Source organism: Mesorhizobium sp. KACC 23794 (assembly GCF_052180275.1).
Classification (GTDB): Bacteria; Pseudomonadota; Alphaproteobacteria; order Rhizobiales; family Rhizobiaceae; genus Kumtagia.
In genome coordinates this window covers 4,101,596-4,118,295 of sequence record NZ_CP197465.1, presented here as the reverse complement: position 1 = coordinate 4,118,295, position 16,700 = coordinate 4,101,596, and the positions used below count along the sequence as shown (strand labels likewise).

The following is a 16,700-nucleotide window of genomic DNA, read 5'->3' as shown; positions in this document are numbered from 1 at the left end:
CGTGGCGGCCGACCCGGTCGGGCCGACCGCAATCGCGGCGTGCTTCGGATCGATCGCGATGCGGTGCCTTCAGACTGCCCAGCCGACCAGCCTTCTGAAGGTCCGCGCCCATCTTGCCCGGCGTTCGATGCCACGGGCATGGTCGCGAACAAGCCTGGCGAGGCCGATGCCGGTCATGGTGCCGTGGTAGTGACAGTCGCATAGCAGCCAATGGGTATCTCGATGGGGCAGTTCGAAGAAATCCATCGCGTCGCCGAGACTGTCGCCCTTCAGGCCTTCGGCGCGCAGCATGGGGTCGTTGAACGCCACCGTCAGCGGTGTGTTGCTGCCGCGATAGGCGCGGAGTTCGTCGGCAGACAGATGCTCCAGCCGCCTCAGCGCGTTCAGCGGCCCGGCGTGGCGTTCCAGTGCTTTCGCCCAGATTTCCAGGCGCTCGCCCGGAGTGAGAGGCTTGCGGATCAACGGGATCAGTTCGGCGGTCGATATGATCTCGTCAGGGATGAAGTGCTTCATGGCACGCTCCTTCATTGAAGAGATCACTGGAAAGCTAGCGCGGCCAATCGGCCCGGACAGGAGGGCGACCGAGGTTTTTCGATCACAAATCCAAACGTGGCTCGTGCATGCCTGAGCACGGTACGCGGGCGCGGCTATCAGCGGCTATGCAACGCGACCGTCGCCTTCGCAGGAACCCGCTTACTGTGTCGGCAGATCCTGAACCTCGTAGGTCCAGACGCGAAAACCCTTCAGTACGTGCGGGCCGAAGGAGTTGATCAGCGGGATGTCGGCGGCGTCGCGGCCGCGCGCGATGACGATGCGGCCGATGCGCGGCTTGTTGTTGCGCGGGTCGAAGGTGCGCCAGGCGCCGTCCAGGAACACTTCAATCCAGGCGGAAAAATCCATCGGGTCGACCACCGGCACGCCGATGTCGCCGAGATGGCCGTTGACGTAGCGGGCCGGGATGTTGAGGCAGCGGCAGAAGGTCAGCGCCAGATGCGCGAAATCGCGGCAGACGCCGACCCGTTCGTTGTAGGCCTCGAAGGCGGTGCGTGTGGAGCGCGCCTGCAGGTAGTCGAACGCAATGTGTTGGTTGACGAAGTCGCAGACCGCCTGGACACGGCCCCAGCCGGGCGGAATGGTACCGAACAAATCCCAGGCCGCCTGGCTCAGCTTGTCTGTCTCGCAATAGCGGCTGCCCATCAGGTATAGCAGGCATTCGTCCGGCAGGTCGGCGACGGCGATCTCGCGGGCGTTGGGCAGGATGGGGTCGAGCTGCCCGTCGTCATAGATGGTGGCGTCGCCCCATAGCGTCAGCATCCCTGCCGGCGCGACGAGGCGGCGGCAGCGGTTGCCGAATAGGTCGCGATAGGTGGTTGTGCGGGTTTCCGGCGTGGTGAACAAGGTTTCCGGCGCGCGGAGATCGGGGCCGCGCTCCTCGTGGATGGCCAGCAGGCAGACCAGCGGCGTCGGTTGCGGGCAGTCGATGGTGATTTCGTAGCCGTAGCGGATGAGCATCCGGACCTTTCGGCAGGCTGGCCGGTTTCCCAGGCGACCTCGCTCGGGAACAGGCGCGCGTGCAATGCACAATTTTCATGACAGTGCGCCGTATCGCCGGGTAGTGCAAGCCAGGTTAAGGCAGAGCGGACGCAGAGGGAGAACTATCGCGTTGCAATGCAGGCCCAGTCTCATCTCTCGCGCTGTGGATAGATCGTCTCGCCACGCTTCAGCATCTCGACAAAGGTCTCGATCTTCTTGCTGCGCCCGGCCTCGGTCTTCATATTGTGCGTGCGGAAGGCCAGCGCGAAGCGGTTCTGCTGGCTGAGTCTTGACAGCATGGCTTTCGCCTCCGGCTCGGCGTCGATCGCCGCCTGGAGATCGTCCGGGATCGCCATGCCCTTGCCGCTGCCATAGGCGCGATCCCAGCGGCCGTCGGCCTTGGCCGCCTCGACCTGCTTCAGCCCGTGCTCGGTCATCCGGCCCTGCTCGATCAGCCGGGCCACGTTGTCGACGTTGATCCGGCTCCAGATGCTTTTCCTGCCGCGCGGCGTGTAGCGCTGCAGGAAACTTCTGTCGTCGAGGCCCTTGCGCACCGCGTCGATCCAGCCCCAACACAAGCAGGTATCGATGGCCTGCTTCGGCGTGATCGATTTCAGCCCCGAGCCGACCTTGTGGATTTTTATCCAGACCTCGTCGGCGGTCGAATGGTGCTTGCGGAGCCATTCGTGAAAGGCGTCCGCATCCTCGAACTCATGAACTTTAGACGGGTCTACGTAAACGGGCGCCATTCCTCGGATCGTGGTTTTACGAGGCGATGGCGCCCGGTCGGGTTCGCCCTCAGCTCGGGTTGAGTGTCACCGAAGTGCCGGTGGCGGCGATGTTGAGGCCGTACTGGCCGGTGACGCTGATGGTCTGCAACTGGATCGAGCCCGAGGTGCCGCCGACCAGCACATTCGCTCCGACGCCTGCGCCGACCGTCGCTTCCGCGGTCACGCCCTTGTAGAGCCCGGCCAGCGAGCCGCGATGGTAGCCGGCCGTCGGTGCGCAAACCGCCCAGACCAGCTTGCCCTGCGTGGTGAAGCCGAGATCGACGCCCATCTTGCGGATGGTGCCGGTGTAGCTTTCCGTCGTGCGGGCGCCGATCGAGGAGTGGAACACGCAGTTGAGTTCCTTGGCCGAGCCCAGCACATAACCGGCGCCACCGCCGATGTCGCAGGACAGCGTGCCGATCTTGACGCCGTCGCGGTCGTCCGGCTCCTGATAGGTGCGCAGGTCGGCGGCCTGGGCGAAGGACGACGCCGCCAGAAGCGCCGCAGGCGCGAGGAAGGCGGCGGCAAATTTGGTCTTCATGAAACTCTCCATTGGCAACGACGGAACACGGGCGCCCACCCAAGCTCCCATCCTAAGCTGAAACGCCATCAAGGCGGAAGAGCGGCGAAGCGGCACGGGCCGATTGGAATGCTTGCACACGGCGTCGCCGTTGACGGGCCTGCTTGCCGTCCTTAGCACTGATGTCTCTTGGAATGGAGAATCGCGCGCTGATGGATTTTGGCGGAGGAGACGAAATCCGGTTCGAGCGGATCGGCGTGGCCGGCGTCATCACTTTGACGCGGCCAAAGGCGCTCAACGCGGTTACGCTCATCATGGTCCGCGCCCTGGCGAAGGCATTCGCCGCATGGGAGCGCGATGAAGACGTTGCCCTGGTCCTGATCCGGGCCGAGGGCAGGGCGTTCTCCGCGGGCGGCGACATCGCGCAGGCCTATCACGCAATGCGCGCCGGCGCGGCGCCGGTGGGCTTCTTCGCCGAAGAATACAGGCTGAACGCCGCGCTTGCCCGCTTCCCGAAGCCGTGCGTCTCGCTGATCGATGGCATCGTCATGGGTGGCGGCGTCGGCATTTCCTGCCACGGCTCGCACAGGGTGATGACCGAGAAGGCGCTGTTCGCCATGCCGGAGGTCGGCATCGGCTTCTTTCCGGATGTCGGAGGCAGTTTCCTTTTGTCGCGGCTGAAGGGCAGCTACGGCATGTATCTCGGCCTCACCGGCGGGCGCATCCGCTCCGGTGACGCGCTGAGGGCGGGCATCGCGACCCATGCGGTGGAATCGTCCGCCCTCGGCGATATCGTGGCCGCCTTATGCAACGGCGTACCGCCTGACAGCTGCCTTAAACAGTTCGCCAGCGTTCCCCAGGCCGAAACCGACGAAGGCGCGCTGTTCTCGATCGCAAGGCTGTTTTCGCGCGAAAAGCTCGGCGACCTGCTGGTCGGGCTCGACCAGGCGCGCGAGTCCGGCGAAACGGTGGCCGAGACCGCGCTGGCGGCGATCGGCAAGGCGTCCCCGACCAGCGTCGCCGTCACTTTCCGCGAGATCAACACCGGCGCGATGCTCGACATGGACGAGTGCATGCGCATGGAGTTCCGCATCCTCAACCGGATGGTTGCCGGCCATGACTTCCCGGAAGGCATCCGCGCCGCGATCATCGAGAAGGACGGTGCGCCGAAATGGCGGCCGCAAAGCCTGGCGGATGTGACCGACGATGCCGTCGAAGCCTATTTCGCGCCGTTGCCGGGCGGAGACCTCGTTCTGTGAGCGATGCCTCGACCAGGCCGCAGGCCTTCGGCCCCACGGTGGTCGAATCCCTGTTCGCCTGGTTCCAGCGCATCATTGCCGTCTACTGTTTGATGTTCGGCGTCCTCTATTGGATAAGGCTGCTCGGCTATTACGACGCCCCTCTGTGGCGCCTGGACCTCATGCCGGTTCACTGGCAGGTCGTGACGGTCACGCTGGCGGTCTTCTTTCCCTTCGCGGCAGCCGGGCTATGGATGCTGTCGTCCTGGGGGCCGGTGATCTGGTTCCTGTGCGCCGCCACGGAAACGATCATGTATGCCGGTTTTCCCGATCTTTTCGGCCGGCACTATGCGGTCGTCGCGTCACATGCCTTCGCCGCCTGCCTCTACGCGACCTTCCGGCTGGTCATCTATCTCCAGCAGCGCCCGGCGCCGCAATAGCGCCCGCTGGCGACGCGAAACCGGCCTTTGCGTCCGGGCGGCGCGGCAGATCGATAACGCTTTAGGTTAATTTTCTGGTTCGGGCTGGGTATTTGTTAACCCTCCGCTGAAACCTATTGCCGGTAACCTCCTGTTAAGGCTGGCGTTTAAGTCGAATTTTATGTGTATTCGATAGGGTCGCAATCAAGGTGAGAAAAACAAAACATCACCCGGCGACAAACGAGAGGCGAATACAATGATCAACCCGCGTACGGCGGCCAAGCCCGCTACTGTATCCGACGATCGCCGCGAGGCTATCCGTTCCCTATACATGGAATCACTTCAGCTCGTCGAGCGGCTGCACCGCCGTCTGCTTGACGTGATCAAGGACGAGTTCGACCGCAACGGCCGCAGCGATATCAATGCGATCCAGGCCCTGCTGCTGTTCAACATCGGCAATTCCGAGTTGACCGCCGGCGAGCTGCGCTCGCGCGGCTACTATCTCGGCTCCAATGTTTCTTACAATCTGAAGAAGCTGGTCGACCTCGGCTTCATCAACCACCAGCGGTCGCGCATCGACCGCCGTTCGGTGCGGGTCAGCCTGACGCCGAAGGGCGCGGCGATCGCCGAGGTGGTGGCCGGGCTCTATGAGCGCCATGTCGGTTCGATCGAGCAGGTCGGCGGCATCAACACCGAAGAGTTCAAGCAGATGAACCGCGCCCTGCAGCGCCTCGACCGCTTCTGGAACGATACGATTGCATATAGAATGTAAGGCGCTAAATACCTGAAATCGTTATCGCCTTTCGTTTCATTTCTGGGCACGCAAATGCATAAAGGGGCACCAAAATGCCCTACGGGGCGCACCGTTGCGTGCCCACTGCGTGCCCAACATTTTCGCCAGAAGTGGCCGAGACGTTAGCGACCATTCGGGACGCCGGGGGCGTCAAGCGGGATCGCCGCGCGAAGCAGCTTTTCGATCGCAGCGGTCGACTTGTCGAGATAGTCCGGTGACCATGCCGCGTAGCGTTCCGTCATCGAGAACGCGGCCACCTTGTGGCCCAGCTGCATGGCTGTCTCCCACGGCGAGACGCCTTCCTTGCGGAGCCAACGGGCAACCGTATGGCGGCAAGAGTACGCTGTGACCTCCCGATCCATCTCCGCGCGCCGCAGGGCAGCGCGGATGCCCTTGTTGATGAGCTGGACCTTCTGACCGCGGAACATCATCACCGCAGGCGTCGTCTTGTCCAACGGCTCCAGATACTCCCGCAGGAAAGGCGTCAGGCGGACCGTAGGACGGCGCTTGGACGTCTGTTTGCGTCCGGTGGGGTTCAGGTGCACCAGACCCGCCTCAAAATCGATCTGTGGCCACGTCAGGGACGTTATGGCCTCATTGCGGGCGCCAGTGGCGAGCATGAGGACGAGGAACAGGCGGATATGGTCCGCCGAGTGGGTGTAGAGCTTGCGGATTTCTTCGACGTCCAGCGGTCTGCCCATGGGGCGGTCGGTTTCGATCTTGAGCATTTGGATGAAGGGCTTGTCGCGGATGATCCCCCTTTTCCAGCTTCTATTGATAGCACCGCGCCCAACTTCCAAAGCTCTGTTGCAAGAATTGTTGGCGAGCCCCTTGGCGAACAGCCACGCGACGAATTCTTCCTGCCGTGGGATGCTGCGCACGTCGGCGACCGTCGCGTCGCCCCAAAAGTCCAGCCAATAGCGCAGCAGGATGGACACAGCCTGCCGAGACCGTAGCTTCGGCACATGGTTGGCTTCGTATTCCTTCCAGATGTCGCGCAGGGTCACTTCCTCCGAGGAGAGGTGCTGGCTGGTCCGCAGGCGTTCAGCCGAATACCAGTCCAGCAGCTTGCCTTTGGCTACTTCGAGGTCATCCGTGTCCATGGACACTTTTCGGGTCTGGCGGGTGGCGGCGTCGTAGCCAAAACGATACCAGCCGGGCCGACCCTTGCGCCGGTCCAGCCAGTAGTCACCGATCTGGAAGGCCCGCTTAGTCATCCTTCACACCCAGCATCATGTCGGCGATGTGGATGCCGAGGTAGCGGACCTTCCGTTCGCCGAGGTTCACGCACCGCGTCTTCCCCGCCCGACGCCAGCGCATGAGCGTGGTGAGATCGACGCGGAGAAAGTGAGCGGCTTCCGCTTCACCGTACTGGCGGTAAAGGGCGAAACCGTACTCCTTGGCGAGTCCTTCACGCATCATTTCGATTTCTTTCTTATCCACAGGAGCCTCCCGACAGGAACATGAGTGCCGCGACGTCGGGAAGCCTGATGGTGCCGATAAAGGTAAGTACGCCGCCCATAACACCTTTAGGATAAACAATCCATAGGGCATAAAGGGTATAGAGTGAAGCGGCGTAAAGCACCAGAAGCGCGAAGTCGCGATAGATCGGGCCCAGCAGAGCCGAGCCCCAGCAGTACAGAAAAGGGTAGGCGAGAAACCGCCCGCCTACCCAATTAGCGAGAAACGCGGTGGCCGCGATGCCGGTGACCGTCCAGACGAAGGTGAGCTTCGTTTTCGTCGCCATCACCGCCTCCGCCGCTTCCGGCGGGGCTGGCGCTTGTCAGGCACCTTCCCCGCCTTCGCGTTGGCGGCGTGGACCCGGCCGGTTTCCATCAGCGCCCGGCCCAGTGCCATCAGGCCTGTGATGATCAACTGGACCGAGGCGCGGATGACGAGCATTGCCACGTCGAGCGCGAACTTCATGAGCATTTCGATAAGCTTCACGGCTACAGGCGCCGCTTGCGGCGGCGCAAGTGATAGTCGGACTTATCCATATTCACGCACGAGATTTGGCCACACTCGACAAGCGCGCCGTCGACGATCTCGTAGCGGAATGTGAACACCTCGTAAAAGTCGCCCCGATCAACCGGGACATCATAGATGCCGACCGTATCCTCGTACTTGATATCGTAGAAAATGCGGTGGATTTCAGCTACATACCCTTGCGGGCGATAGACAAAATCATCCTCATCTTCGTAGTCCAATATCACCACGAGCCTGTGCGACTTGAAGATTTTTGCCTTCACCTCGTCTACCGGCCGTTCTACACGGGTCATAATCTGACGAAGCATACGTACCGCACCGTCAAAGTCGCGAACCTCGTACAGGCTCATGGGAGCCTGCACTTGGTTCACCGCCACGACGGGCGGATTTTCGGTTGCCAACTCTTTGCCCATGTTCGTCTACCCCACGAACTGGCGGCGGGAGCCGCGCACGCCAAACTGGGCGACTTCCGTGAAGCGGCCATTGTGGAAGATCCACACGTAGCGTTCGAGGTAGGCGCCGTCAGCCGCGTCCATCTGAGACTGATAGAAACCCGCAGGCTGGCCGGTGTTGCGCCAGATGTCGACCTTGTGGAAGTAGGCGCTCTGCACGCCATTGGCATACCGGTAGGCGGGCTTGAAGCTCTTGTAGATGTCATGCCACTGCGGAGGTATGCCGCCGCCGCCCGACGCCCTTGCGGGCAGACGGGACGGCGACTTCACGACGGAGTTGCGTCGCTTACGGTTTTCGAACAGCTCGTCGAGGACGTACCGTCCGAGTATCGGGATGAGGGAGTTTTTCATATCGAGGGCTCCGGCGCTGTCCCAGAGCAGCCCCGTCATGGGGCGTCCCTGTCAGCGTCCGCGGAGAGTGCCAACTAAAGCTTTGATTGGCTTTGCCCTACATGTATCGCCAGGTATATACCGACGGTCCTCGCCGGAGAGTTTGATGGCTGATTCCCGTGATCAGATGATGGTCAGTGCGGGCGAAGCGTTGAAGATCGCCTTTGATGCCCACGTGGGTCCGGGGCTTCGCTCTCACACCATCCGCGCCGCTATGGAGGACATTATCGCTGGTCGATACGACCCGCTACAGCGTCGCGGGTCCAGTGCAAAGTCCGACTTAGACCTCTTAGCCAATATGAGGAACAGCGGCCTCGTAGGCCTCGTCCCGAATTACCAGGAGGGCAACTATCGATCTAGGTTGGACAACGCCACAACGATCGCGCTGTTCGTGCGGTTTTCTCTCCATCACTTTCTGCAGAAGCAAAAGCATGGGAGAGCGCTGCGCACTCGGATCAACGATCCCAATAAGCTAACCGTCTTGGTCACTAACGATTGGAACAACCCATTTCTCGTGCCGCTTGATGAACGAGAGGCGATCGAGAGATGGATCGAGGAGATGAAACCTGCACGCGGCAGACTTCGAGTGTTTAGGGTGCAGGAACCTGTGCCGCGGTTGCCCGACTTCATCATGATTTGCGATGATGAGGCTATCGTTTGCGCCGCTCCAGAAAACGCGCATGACAAACTGGATTTTGCTTTCGTCTGGACCTCTCCCACGTCACCAGACACTCTTTCAATGTACGAGTATTGGACCGACGGGTTACTGGGTGTTGTGCAAGATGCAGAAATTCTCATCGACACGACCCGAGAGAAACCGGCGACGAATGCCCGATAAGCCCCGATAGCCCGAGTGCGGAAACAGGGGTTAGCGGATAGCGTCAGCAGGGTAGGGCGACAATATGGGTTTGTGGCCAAACCCGGTCAGCCGCTACGCATGTTAAGCTGGTGGCGCAATGGCAACGGTTACCGCGTTTTTGAAGCACACGCCCATCGGGAAGAAGACCCAGGCGGAGCCTTACACGGCGGCGGCCCATGCTCGGTACGTCATGCGCAAGAACGCTATGCAGTTCTTCTATTCGGAGCACATGCCGAAAAATTACCATGCCATCCAGCGGTGGCTCATCGGCCATGAGGACGGACTCCGCGCCAACGGACGCGTCCAAGATGGCTTCATAATTTCGGTCCCAAGGAGCGTTTCGAGGGAGGATGCGGCCGTCGCACTCAAACGTTTTGGCTTCCGAATTGGTCAAGGTCGGACGCCATACTATTTTGTCGGCCACGGCTTCGACACCAATAACCACCACGTCCATTTCGAGTTCTTCGACCGCGATGTCGAAACCGGCCGCCGTGTCTTTGGCACCAGCGAACGCGGAAGCACGGCCAAGCTCAAGATCGAGTGGGAGACCGCCGCCAACGATACCTTCGAACAGCTCGGCTACGACGTACGCGTCAAGGTTCATGAAGGCTACCAGCTTGAAGCTGAGAACGACAACATCGAGGCGTCGAAGCCCGAAACCGAGGCTGCATCGTTACGCCCCGATAGTTCGCTGGACCTCGCGCCGGAATCCGGGAAGTCAGAAGACTTTACCGGAGACGATGAAATGGTCGCGAGAGCCCTTCCCAGATTGTCCGTCGGCGACGTCGACCTCTTTGTCGATGCGCGCTTAGGGGAACTGCGCGATATCGAGAACCCGCACTTCCGCTACGACTTCGCTGGCGATCCCCTCGACAATTATGCTCCCGAGCTGCCGTTCGACCCTGACGATGACCGTCAGCTGTTTCGGGACGACCTCGCGGTCGCCCTCGCTAACGGGCCGCAAGAGATCGAGGATGGCGAAGTCGAGCCAGAGTTCGACGAAAGCGGCTTGTATGGCACCATTCAGACAGAGGGCCTGAAGCCGTCCCAGATGACGCCGCTGGAGCGGGTTCAGGAGGCGAAAGAGCTTTGGGAGGAGCACCGGCTTATCCAGCGGTCGATCGCTGACCGGGATGAAACGCTCCGCCGATATGAAGTAGCCCGCCAACGGGCAGAAGACGCGGCGATCAAGGCGGCGCAGGGGATCGGCGTCACCGCCGCAAAAGAGCAGGCGCTGCACAACGCGCGGGAGCAGTGGGATGCAACCCACCATGCCAGCGGGCGGGCGAAGGGGCTTAGGCTGTCGGTGTTCGGGCGAACCTTGTGGGCATCGAAGACTGCAAAGCAGGCTGCCGAGGCGGAAACCCGCTTCGTGGCCGCAGATCGAGCCTACGATTGGGCGAAGAAGGACCTGGAGCTGTTGAACCGCAACACCCAACAGCTCTCCAGTGAGGCTGCCACGTTGCGCGAGCGCGCCGAGGCGCTGGAACAGCATGTGCGGCTGATGGGCACCGACGCGGAATTGGCGAAGGCGTCGGAAATCTACCAGAACTCCATCAAGGAGCACGTCGGGGAGATGACGCTTGGCGAGCTGGTGGTGATGGTGGCCGAAGGTGAGCTGACGCCGGACCAGTGCGAGGACATCCTACGCATCACCGGTCGGAAGCACGATCTTGAGGAATTCCTTGAAGGCGAGCGCCTTCGCGAGGATCGGGGCGCCAGCCTATAGGTATTCGATGCCGCGCTTGCCCTTCTGCCAAGGCTTGAGGCCGAGGACAGCAATGCCATCCATAATCGCCAGCACCTTGCTGTAACCCAGCATCCGCACCTCATCATACTTCTGGAGCTTGCGGGGTTGTTCGCTACGCCCGCGGCTCTCCCCGTTGTCGCTCTGGCTTTCGCTTCGGCTTTGGACAGTGAACTCGCCGAGCAGATCGCTGACCAGACGGTTCTGTTCGAGATCGTTGGAGCCTCCGAAGACGAGCAGGTCCGACCCGCCGAGCAGCGTGGCGTGTTCCTTGCTGTAGGTTTCCCGGAACTCCTGCAGGCCAAGAAAGCACATGCGGATACGCACGCCAGCCTTCCGGAGACGGGTGTAGGCGTGGGTGACGGCGTCGCAGTAGCCGACCAGGCCGGCTTCATCGATCAGCACCTCAAGGTCCCGCGAAAGACGCTTCTTGTCCCGATCGAGCATCATGGCGACCGTGTTGATGGCGTTGCCGTAGACGATGCGGGCGAAGTCGCCGCCCATCTTCTGCGTCCCGGTCCGCAGGAAGATCGCGACCGGCTTCTCGCTCCGGAACATATCCTCAAACTTCCAACCACGGCTGTAGCGGCCATGAAGGTCAGGTCCGTAAGAGGTTACTTCCCGCAGCGCGTCATCGCTCCAGCTCTCGATTTTGCGGAGCGAGGTGGAGAGCATCGAGATACCCTCCGGCTTGTCCTGCATCTTGCCCATGGTATCAAGCGCGGTGGTCAGCACGTCGTCATCGAAGGCGACGGCGCGCTTCAGCATCGCGGCCCGCTTCTTCTCATTGATCAGCTCGCCGATGATGACGCCGATCGGCTTGTCATTCGCCTCGTAGCGGACGTTGAGGGTGATCGCGCACTTCAGCAGAAGGCGCATGAATTCGAGGAAGTGCGGCTGCTTGGAGCCGGGTTCGTCCGGCACCAACAGGCGGCAAACGGCATCGAGCTGCCTTCCGTATACAAAGCGATCGGCAGGGTTGAGGTGCGAGAGGATGTCGAACTTCGACCAGCCTTCCGGGTCAACGACGTCCAGCTTGGCAATCTGGTACCCGGCAGCCGTGAGCATCGGCGCGCAGTTCGTATAAAGTTCGTCGGCGGCGTCGCCGATCAGCAGGAAGGGCAGCTTCTCAGGCTTTCGCTTCACCAGGCTGCGAAGGTGCGCGATGAAGTGCTGGGATTTGCCGGTGCCGGGCGGCGCCATCATCAGCACCGCCCGTTCCGGGTTGTTATAGACCCTTTTGCGCTTCTTTTCGGACACCGCCATGAGGAATCCCGGCTGGTCGAGATAGCCCAGCTTCTTCAATTCCTTATTCTCGGAAAACCGGGCATTCCCGTGCGTCGGCTTATCCTTGTCCCGCCACTTTCGAACAGCGGCCAAGAATTTCCAGCACCCCACAATGACCTGCACCGTGGTCTCTAAAGACCACATCAGGACCTTATACACCGATATTACTATGGTTATGGGGTTAAACATCGCCTATTATCTCCTGACTTAAGCATACATCTAAAACCTTTTCGCCGTCGCGGCTTACTCCGCGGCTTGAGAACTCTTGCGCCCATGGAGGCCAATCATGAAAGTCCACGACCTCTATAAGACTATCACCGATGCCGTCGTTAAACAGCTTGAGGACGGTGTTCCGCCTTGGGTTCGACCTTGGAAGGACGAGCGGCTAAAGGGTGTCGGGATGATCCCGACCAACCTTGTCACCGGTCGCCTGTACAGCGGCAGCAACATCCTCCTGCTCTGGATGGCCGCGCATGCTTACGGCCACTCAAACCTGCAATATTGCACTTTCGCGCAGGCCAACGCAGAGGGCATGTCGGTGCGTAAAGGGTCACGAAGCACCACTGTGATGTTCACCAAGCACATGGTCCGAAAAGACGATGGCGGGGAGGACAAGGCTCAGACGGTGGTGAAGAGCTATCCGGTGTTCCACGTCTCCCAGCTCGACAACGTCCCGGAAAAGTTCCTGCAGCCGCAGGAGACCGTTCCTCAGGGCTTGCCCGAGGGAAGTTCGCCGAAGGTGCTGCTGGCCCGCAACTGCGGTGTCACCGTCCAGCACGGCGGCAACCGGGCATGCTACATACCGTCCCAAGACGAGGTGCAGATGCCCACGCCGAAGGCCTTCGTGGACGACGACGCCTACTGGCAGACGCTGTTCCACGAGTTCACGCACGCCACCGCCCATGAAAAGCGGTGCGGCCGGAAACTCGGCAGGCGATTTGGCGATGACCAGTACGCCTTCGAGGAGCTGGTCGCCGAGCTGGGATCAGCGTTCATCGGCGCCCGCGTCGGCATCAGTGCCGGCTTCCGTTCAGCCAGCTACATCGACAGCTGGCTGAAAGTCCTGAAAGGCGACAGTCGGGCCATCTTCACCGCCGCCAGCTACGCCGGGCAGGCTTCCGACTACCTCTGGAAACAGGCGTTCGCCGAAAAGCTGGAGGAGAGCCAGGACGAGGGCCAGTCGTTGGCCGCGTAATGAGTTTATCCGAAATGCCGGTAAACCCCGTAGAACCGATAGCTTTGACGCCCTCTTCGGAGGGCGTTTTTGCTATGGCGCCGCGTCGTCCCACTCACGATCGCGCCGTTCAGCTTCAGCTTTCCGTGCCAACCCGGCGGCTTTCAATTCAGCCAAATAAGATGACATCGGTTCGCGGCCCGCAAGGCGAACGAGACCAGCTTTGCGTCGGCACGACGGCTTGCAGTAGCGCCGCACTCGGGTCCGAAACTCGGCGCCACAATACAGGCACTCCCGGATATGGCCTTTGCGAAACGCCAATTATTTCACCACTCTGAATCGTGAACTCAGCTGACAAGGAACACTTGACGGTTATTTTTGTTGCCGGGCTGGTCCCAGTGCGTCATCGTTTGGAGGTTCCTTTCACGCCTTGCGTCGAGTGGGGCAAGGAATAGTCCGAAACCGCTAACGGCTGATGGTCATAGAGTGCGGCGGAGGCTTATGGACCAGCTCACCGTGTCCAACAACGGAAGCAGATGACATCACGCGATGTGCCCCTAAGGCCGTTCCTCCTCACGCGCGAGCTGTCACAAACCCGCTGAAAGGCGGGCTTTTGTCGCCGATCGCTCCGCAGTAAGTATCCCTAACGCCTTGGGTGCGAAATGACTGACGTCGCAGAGCAGATCACACAACTTGTTCAGTGCCCCATCGACTGGAAGTCTGAGATCGATGTTTCATTCGAGGACGGGCCAGTTGCGCGCCTTGAGTTCGAGTGGGTGAGAGCGGTGGCTGCGGTCGGCGTCTCATCCGCGGAAACCTGGCAGGCCTTTCACTACTTTCACTATCATGAAATTGATCGGGAGAAGGAGGACCTAGACAGCCTACTAATCAATCTCAGACAGCACAGGCAGCGCGCAGAGGAAGAATATTCTCGCGCGGCAGGCAGATTGTCAGGCATCCGCTTCCTTCAGCCTTCATACAACGGCAAACATTATCGGCCAGCGTTAGAGCGAGAAGCCTTAATTGCCGTGTCTAAAAACGGGTATTCTCAGTTTTTTCAGGACATCCCGCCCGAAGCCTTGCACCGCAGCTTCTGGACATGGTTCGGTATCGCATTTGAGCTAGAGGAAAACGCGCACTGCGCGGAAGAGCCGGAAGACACGTTCGTAAGGACAGAGCTATACCCCCTCTGGAAGCTCTTTTTGAAAGACCACCAGGTCCGTATCGCCTTCAATACCATGCAGGCGATTGGGGCCAGTGAAGGAAAACCCGTTTCCCATATCGCGATCGATCTTTCAATCGGTGAAACCAAGACGGCCCATGCCTACCCTGTTTCGGAGTCGGAGGCCCGCACAATCATGGACGGAAAGGCAAGCCCTGCCGTGAACCTTCTGTAGGCAGGAAACAACGCTTTACTCGCGCGCCGATTGCATCGCCGCATTCAATACGGCAACCACCGCTACATCGGGGTCTATTTCGTCCAACCCTTGTAGCTGGGATCATGCCATTTTGCCGGAACCAGCCGCACCTTCTTCGGCACGTTGAGCAGGCGGCTGTGCGCATAATCATGGCAGACAAACAACTTTTTGCCGTTTCGGATCACCAAGCCCCAATTCTCCTCTTTCGTGTCGCGGAATATCGAAGGGATCATTTTGGGAAGCATCGCTTCAGGCACAGGCGATGTACGTTCCTGGATGAGAACGACGCCGTTTGGAGAAATTGTTTGGCAACTCGCGAGCCAGGCGCTGTAGGGAGTTTTGCAAAGCTCTGACCAAATTTCCCATTCCGTCACGTTGTCGAACTTGTAGCCCTCTCGTTCGATTTTGATGACCAGACTTGTGTCGGGAAGAAATTTGTACACTTCGCGGTGCGTCCCGCAGGCGACCATATCGCCCCGGATAAGTGACAGTAGCTCTCGATCCACAACCGCGCTGTCCATCAATCGCAGATCGCCTCCATCGCTACGTCCAGCTTCAGCACGCCTCGCATCGTCTCTGCGGTATCGCCGTCGCCCACCGACGGCCTATTTGTCTGATACGCGATACAGGCGGCGCTCTTTGAGCTCTGGCACGACATCAGCGTCAGGCAGCAGCTCGACACGAGAAGCAGCCCGCATAGCCCTTTCGACGCTTTCCAATTCACGAGCGGATTGCCGGGTTTGTTGCCACGACACACCGCCCAGAAATGCCGCGAGGGATGGGAAGTAAGGTGCCAGCGCCTTGAGCAACTCGGCCAGAATGACGGCTACCTGTTTGACCCATGGCATTAGATGCCGGCAGTCGTGGGGTAAGGTTCAGCGGCAACTTTGGCTTCTGCGTACACCGCCTTCAGCTTGCCGCCCTGGTCTTCGAGGAACTCCGCGGCAGCCGGAAACCCGACCACAGCCGCAACTTGCGCCGAACCATAGGCGGCAAAGATGCCCGCAAGAATGAGAACGCTGCCTTTAAAAAATTTCACCGTTAAACCCTTTCATTGACGGAATTACATCACGTTGAAGGGGTGCCGACAAACAAAAAGAGCGGGACCGCTCCCGCTCTACCCATGGCAGTGACTGAACCAACTAAACAGTCCCCGCGCCACCTTTATAACCTAAACTCGGGACGGCTTAAACATATTTCAGCTCGTCGGACACGGGAATGGTCTTGAACCGGCCATTCGGATAAATCCACGCGACCTTCCGGCCGCGCTGCATAGTGTCCAGATGGATATAGCTGGTGCCGATGCCGATCCCGACAAATCCGAGCTTACGGGCGAGGATGATCAGATTGCGGCGCTGTTCCTTCGTCCAGCCAAGGGTGCCGATGTCTGCCGCTTGCCCGATCAGGTGGGCACTACCAGGCTCACCACCGACCACCCTGTTATGAGCGGGCGTCCGGTAGCCGCTGTTGATGCGGAATGCCTTGTCGATGAGGCAGCGTAGGGCGTCGAGCCGGTAGACCGTCAGCGGGTCCATGCCCGCGCCGGAGCCCTTCAGGTCAGGGCTATCGAACTCCCTTTGCGTGAAATGCTGGACGTTTTCCCATTGAACCACATGGTGAGCTTCCGTTGATTAAAATAACCGGTCGAGGACCACGACCACGACGCAGGCGAAGGCAATCACCAGGTCCTCGACGTCCAGACCCCGCCACACCGGCATTCTCAGAAATCGCATCACTTTCCCTCCTGCTTGCCCGATGAAGGCCATGGAATCTCGACCTCCTGCGCTTTCTGCATAACCTTGAGCACCACCTTGATCGCCACGCCCCCCAGGATGAAGCAGAACAAGCCCGTGGCCTTGGCGCCGAGGTTCATCCAGTCCTGCAGGAAGTCGCCCCCGATCGCCGGGATGATTGCTGCGCAGATCAGCGTAGCGGCGACGAGCGACGGCGGCATTTGCTCTTTTCCGGCTATTGCCGCGAGCACCCGCACCGTGCCGCCCATCAGCCCGATCAGACCCATCCCGATTTCGTGGTGATAGGTCGATACAAGCTGCATCAGCATGTCGGAGAGCATTAGATTTCGACTTCATAGGAAGACAACCGCTTGAGGGCGT

The 16,700-nt window shown here is 60.3% G+C and carries 23 protein-coding genes; 7 read left to right on the top strand and 16 right to left on the bottom strand.

The window, feature by feature from the left end; translation table 11 throughout:
• Window positions 1-69 precede the first annotated feature (69 nt).
• From ACSBOB_RS20315 to ACSBOB_RS20300, 4 genes are all read right to left on the bottom strand, one after another.
• Window positions 70-513: a hypothetical protein gene (locus ACSBOB_RS20315; RefSeq protein ID WP_442577894.1), complete on the bottom strand. Its 444-nt coding sequence runs from the start codon at window positions 511-513 to the stop codon at window positions 70-72.
• Between the two features lie 180 nt (window positions 514-693).
• Window positions 694-1,512 carry a transglutaminase-like domain-containing protein gene (locus ACSBOB_RS20310; RefSeq protein ID WP_442577893.1) on the bottom strand — a complete coding sequence of 273 codons (819 nt, stop codon included), beginning with the start codon at window positions 1,510-1,512 and terminating at the stop codon, window positions 694-696.
• Between the two features lie 170 nt (window positions 1,513-1,682).
• Entirely contained in the window at window positions 1,683-2,282 is a 600-nt protein-coding gene (locus tag ACSBOB_RS20305; RefSeq protein WP_442577892.1) for a YdeI/OmpD-associated family protein, read from the bottom strand.
• Window positions 2,283-2,331: 49 nt separating this feature from the next.
• Window positions 2,332-2,844: a DUF992 domain-containing protein gene (locus ACSBOB_RS20300; protein WP_442577891.1), complete on the bottom strand. Its 513-nt coding sequence runs from the start codon at window positions 2,842-2,844 to the stop codon at window positions 2,332-2,334.
• A gap of 191 nt (window positions 2,845-3,035) precedes the next feature.
• On the opposite strand from ACSBOB_RS20300, the gene ACSBOB_RS20295 reads away from it, so the two are divergent.
• The 3 genes from ACSBOB_RS20295 (at window position 3,036) to ldtR (ending at window position 5,252) form a co-directional block, all read left to right on the top strand.
• Window positions 3,036-4,082 (top strand): enoyl-CoA hydratase/isomerase family protein, encoded by a 1,047-nt coding sequence (locus tag ACSBOB_RS20295; RefSeq protein ID WP_442577890.1) that lies wholly within the window; start codon window positions 3,036-3,038, stop codon window positions 4,080-4,082.
• Window positions 4,079-4,501, top strand: a complete 423-nt coding sequence (locus ACSBOB_RS20290) for a DUF6163 family protein (protein WP_442577889.1) — start codon at window positions 4,079-4,081, stop codon at window positions 4,499-4,501. Before ACSBOB_RS20295 ends, ACSBOB_RS20290 begins: the two co-directional genes overlap by 4 nt.
• 235 nt (window positions 4,502-4,736) lie before the next feature.
• Window positions 4,737-5,252: a transcriptional regulator LdtR gene (gene ldtR, locus ACSBOB_RS20285; protein WP_442577888.1), complete on the top strand. Its 516-nt coding sequence runs from the start codon at window positions 4,737-4,739 to the stop codon at window positions 5,250-5,252.
• Window positions 5,253-5,395: 143 nt separating this feature from the next.
• On the opposite strand, the gene ACSBOB_RS20280 is transcribed toward ldtR, so the two are convergent.
• Genes ACSBOB_RS20280 through ACSBOB_RS20255 form a run of 6 tightly spaced genes read right to left on the bottom strand, consistent with a single transcriptional unit; the run spans window position 5,396 to window position 8,101 of the window.
• The gene (locus ACSBOB_RS20280; protein ID WP_442577887.1) at window positions 5,396-6,490 is read right to left on the bottom strand and encodes a tyrosine-type recombinase/integrase; all 1,095 of its coding nucleotides are present in this window, start codon (window positions 6,488-6,490) and stop codon (window positions 5,396-5,398) included.
• Window positions 6,483-6,716, bottom strand: coding sequence for a hypothetical protein (locus ACSBOB_RS20275; RefSeq protein WP_442577886.1), 234 nt, complete (start codon window positions 6,714-6,716; stop codon window positions 6,483-6,485). Before ACSBOB_RS20275 ends, ACSBOB_RS20280 begins: the two co-directional genes overlap by 8 nt.
• Entirely contained in the window at window positions 6,709-7,020 is a 312-nt protein-coding gene (locus ACSBOB_RS20270; RefSeq protein ID WP_442577885.1) for a hypothetical protein, read from the bottom strand. The genes ACSBOB_RS20275 and ACSBOB_RS20270 overlap by 8 nt, the downstream gene beginning before the upstream one ends.
• Entirely contained in the window at window positions 7,020-7,199 is a 180-nt protein-coding gene (locus ACSBOB_RS20265; RefSeq protein WP_442577884.1) for a hypothetical protein, read from the bottom strand. Before ACSBOB_RS20265 ends, ACSBOB_RS20270 begins: the two co-directional genes overlap by 1 nt.
• Before the next feature lie 23 nt (window positions 7,200-7,222).
• Window positions 7,223-7,672 (bottom strand): hypothetical protein, encoded by a 450-nt coding sequence (locus ACSBOB_RS20260; RefSeq protein WP_442577883.1) that lies wholly within the window; start codon window positions 7,670-7,672, stop codon window positions 7,223-7,225.
• 6 nt (window positions 7,673-7,678) lie between these two features.
• On the bottom strand, window positions 7,679-8,101 hold the full coding sequence (locus tag ACSBOB_RS20255; RefSeq protein WP_442577882.1) for a hypothetical protein: 423 nt from the start codon (window positions 8,099-8,101) through the stop codon (window positions 7,679-7,681).
• Window positions 8,102-8,207: 106 nt separating this feature from the next.
• Here ACSBOB_RS20255 and ACSBOB_RS20250 point away from each other — a divergent pair, with 106 nt between their 5' ends.
• Window positions 8,208-8,939 (top strand): hypothetical protein, encoded by a 732-nt coding sequence (locus tag ACSBOB_RS20250; RefSeq protein WP_442577881.1) that lies wholly within the window; start codon window positions 8,208-8,210, stop codon window positions 8,937-8,939.
• Window positions 8,940-9,057: 118 nt separating this feature from the next.
• Window positions 9,058-10,689: a hypothetical protein gene (locus ACSBOB_RS20245; RefSeq protein ID WP_442577880.1), complete on the top strand. Its 1,632-nt coding sequence runs from the start codon at window positions 9,058-9,060 to the stop codon at window positions 10,687-10,689.
• Here the strand turns inward: ACSBOB_RS20245 and ACSBOB_RS20240 are convergent.
• On the bottom strand, window positions 10,684-12,012 hold the full coding sequence (locus tag ACSBOB_RS20240; protein ID WP_442577879.1) for a type IV secretory system conjugative DNA transfer family protein: 1,329 nt from the start codon (window positions 12,010-12,012) through the stop codon (window positions 10,684-10,686). The two genes, ACSBOB_RS20245 and ACSBOB_RS20240, sit on opposite strands and share 6 nt — an antisense overlap.
• 268 nt (window positions 12,013-12,280) lie before the next feature.
• Between ACSBOB_RS20240 and ACSBOB_RS20235 the strand changes: the two genes are divergently transcribed.
• Both ACSBOB_RS20235 and ACSBOB_RS20230 read left to right on the top strand, forming a co-directional pair.
• A complete protein-coding gene (locus ACSBOB_RS20235) occupies window positions 12,281-13,189 on the top strand; it encodes an ArdC family protein (protein WP_442577878.1) in 909 nt (302 codons plus the stop codon).
• A gap of 641 nt (window positions 13,190-13,830) precedes the next feature.
• Window positions 13,831-14,565: a hypothetical protein gene (locus ACSBOB_RS20230; RefSeq protein ID WP_442577877.1), complete on the top strand. Its 735-nt coding sequence runs from the start codon at window positions 13,831-13,833 to the stop codon at window positions 14,563-14,565.
• A gap of 74 nt (window positions 14,566-14,639) precedes the next feature.
• Here the strand turns inward: ACSBOB_RS20230 and ACSBOB_RS20225 are convergent, their stop codons facing one another.
• The 5 genes from ACSBOB_RS20225 to ACSBOB_RS20205 all read right to left on the bottom strand — a co-directional run bounded on the left by ACSBOB_RS20225 (window position 14,640) and on the right by ACSBOB_RS20205 (window position 16,660).
• The gene (locus ACSBOB_RS20225; RefSeq protein ID WP_442577876.1) at window positions 14,640-15,110 is read right to left on the bottom strand and encodes a hypothetical protein; all 471 of its coding nucleotides are present in this window, start codon (window positions 15,108-15,110) and stop codon (window positions 14,640-14,642) included.
• Between the two features lie 81 nt (window positions 15,111-15,191).
• Window positions 15,192-15,434, bottom strand: coding sequence for a hypothetical protein (locus tag ACSBOB_RS20220; protein ID WP_442577875.1), 243 nt, complete (start codon window positions 15,432-15,434; stop codon window positions 15,192-15,194).
• A complete protein-coding gene (locus ACSBOB_RS20215) occupies window positions 15,434-15,625 on the bottom strand; it encodes a hypothetical protein (RefSeq protein ID WP_442577874.1) in 192 nt (63 codons plus the stop codon). Before ACSBOB_RS20215 ends, ACSBOB_RS20220 begins: the two co-directional genes overlap by 1 nt.
• Before the next feature lie 148 nt (window positions 15,626-15,773).
• Entirely contained in the window at window positions 15,774-16,199 is a 426-nt protein-coding gene (locus tag ACSBOB_RS20210; RefSeq protein ID WP_442577873.1) for a D-Ala-D-Ala carboxypeptidase family metallohydrolase, read from the bottom strand.
• A gap of 119 nt (window positions 16,200-16,318) precedes the next feature.
• Window positions 16,319-16,660: a hypothetical protein gene (locus ACSBOB_RS20205; protein ID WP_442577872.1), complete on the bottom strand. Its 342-nt coding sequence runs from the start codon at window positions 16,658-16,660 to the stop codon at window positions 16,319-16,321.
• Between the last annotated feature and the right edge of the window lie 40 nt (window positions 16,661-16,700).

What these genes read in the sequence shown, in the direction of transcription:
- ACSBOB_RS20245 (WP_442577880.1), top strand. Translation starts at nt 9,058, where the DNA reads ATGGCAACGGTTACCGCGTTTTTGAAGCACACGCCCATCGGGAAGAAG.
- ACSBOB_RS20230 (WP_442577877.1), top strand. Translation starts at nt 13,831, where the DNA reads ATGACTGACGTCGCAGAGCAGATCACACAACTTGTTCAGTGCCCCATC.
- ACSBOB_RS20270 (WP_442577885.1), bottom strand. Translation starts at nt 7,020, where the DNA reads ATGGCGACGAAAACGAAGCTCACCTTCGTCTGGACGGTCACCGGCATC.
- ACSBOB_RS20260 (WP_442577883.1), bottom strand. Translation starts at nt 7,672, where the DNA reads ATGGGCAAAGAGTTGGCAACCGAAAATCCGCCCGTCGTGGCGGTGAAC.
- ACSBOB_RS20280 (WP_442577887.1), bottom strand. Translation starts at nt 6,490, where the DNA reads ATGACTAAGCGGGCCTTCCAGATCGGTGACTACTGGCTGGACCGGCGC.
- ACSBOB_RS20315 (WP_442577894.1), bottom strand. Translation starts at nt 513, where the DNA reads ATGAAGCACTTCATCCCTGACGAGATCATATCGACCGCCGAACTGATC.
- ACSBOB_RS20305 (WP_442577892.1), bottom strand. Translation starts at nt 2,282, where the DNA reads ATGGCGCCCGTTTACGTAGACCCGTCTAAAGTTCATGAGTTCGAGGAT.
- ldtR (WP_442577888.1), top strand. Translation starts at nt 4,737, where the DNA reads ATGATCAACCCGCGTACGGCGGCCAAGCCCGCTACTGTATCCGACGAT.
- ACSBOB_RS20265 (WP_442577884.1), bottom strand. Translation starts at nt 7,199, where the DNA reads ATGAAGTTCGCGCTCGACGTGGCAATGCTCGTCATCCGCGCCTCGGTC.
- ACSBOB_RS20220 (WP_442577875.1), bottom strand. Translation starts at nt 15,434, where the DNA reads ATGCCATGGGTCAAACAGGTAGCCGTCATTCTGGCCGAGTTGCTCAAG.
- ACSBOB_RS20300 (WP_442577891.1), bottom strand. Translation starts at nt 2,844, where the DNA reads ATGAAGACCAAATTTGCCGCCGCCTTCCTCGCGCCTGCGGCGCTTCTG.
- ACSBOB_RS20250 (WP_442577881.1), top strand. Translation starts at nt 8,208, where the DNA reads ATGGCTGATTCCCGTGATCAGATGATGGTCAGTGCGGGCGAAGCGTTG.
- ACSBOB_RS20205 (WP_442577872.1), bottom strand. Translation starts at nt 16,660, where the DNA reads ATGCTCTCCGACATGCTGATGCAGCTTGTATCGACCTATCACCACGAA.
- ACSBOB_RS20255 (WP_442577882.1), bottom strand. Translation starts at nt 8,101, where the DNA reads ATGACGGGGCTGCTCTGGGACAGCGCCGGAGCCCTCGATATGAAAAAC.
- ACSBOB_RS20295 (WP_442577890.1), top strand. Translation starts at nt 3,036, where the DNA reads ATGGATTTTGGCGGAGGAGACGAAATCCGGTTCGAGCGGATCGGCGTG.
- ACSBOB_RS20310 (WP_442577893.1), bottom strand. Translation starts at nt 1,512, where the DNA reads ATGCTCATCCGCTACGGCTACGAAATCACCATCGACTGCCCGCAACCG.
- ACSBOB_RS20235 (WP_442577878.1), top strand. Translation starts at nt 12,281, where the DNA reads ATGAAAGTCCACGACCTCTATAAGACTATCACCGATGCCGTCGTTAAA.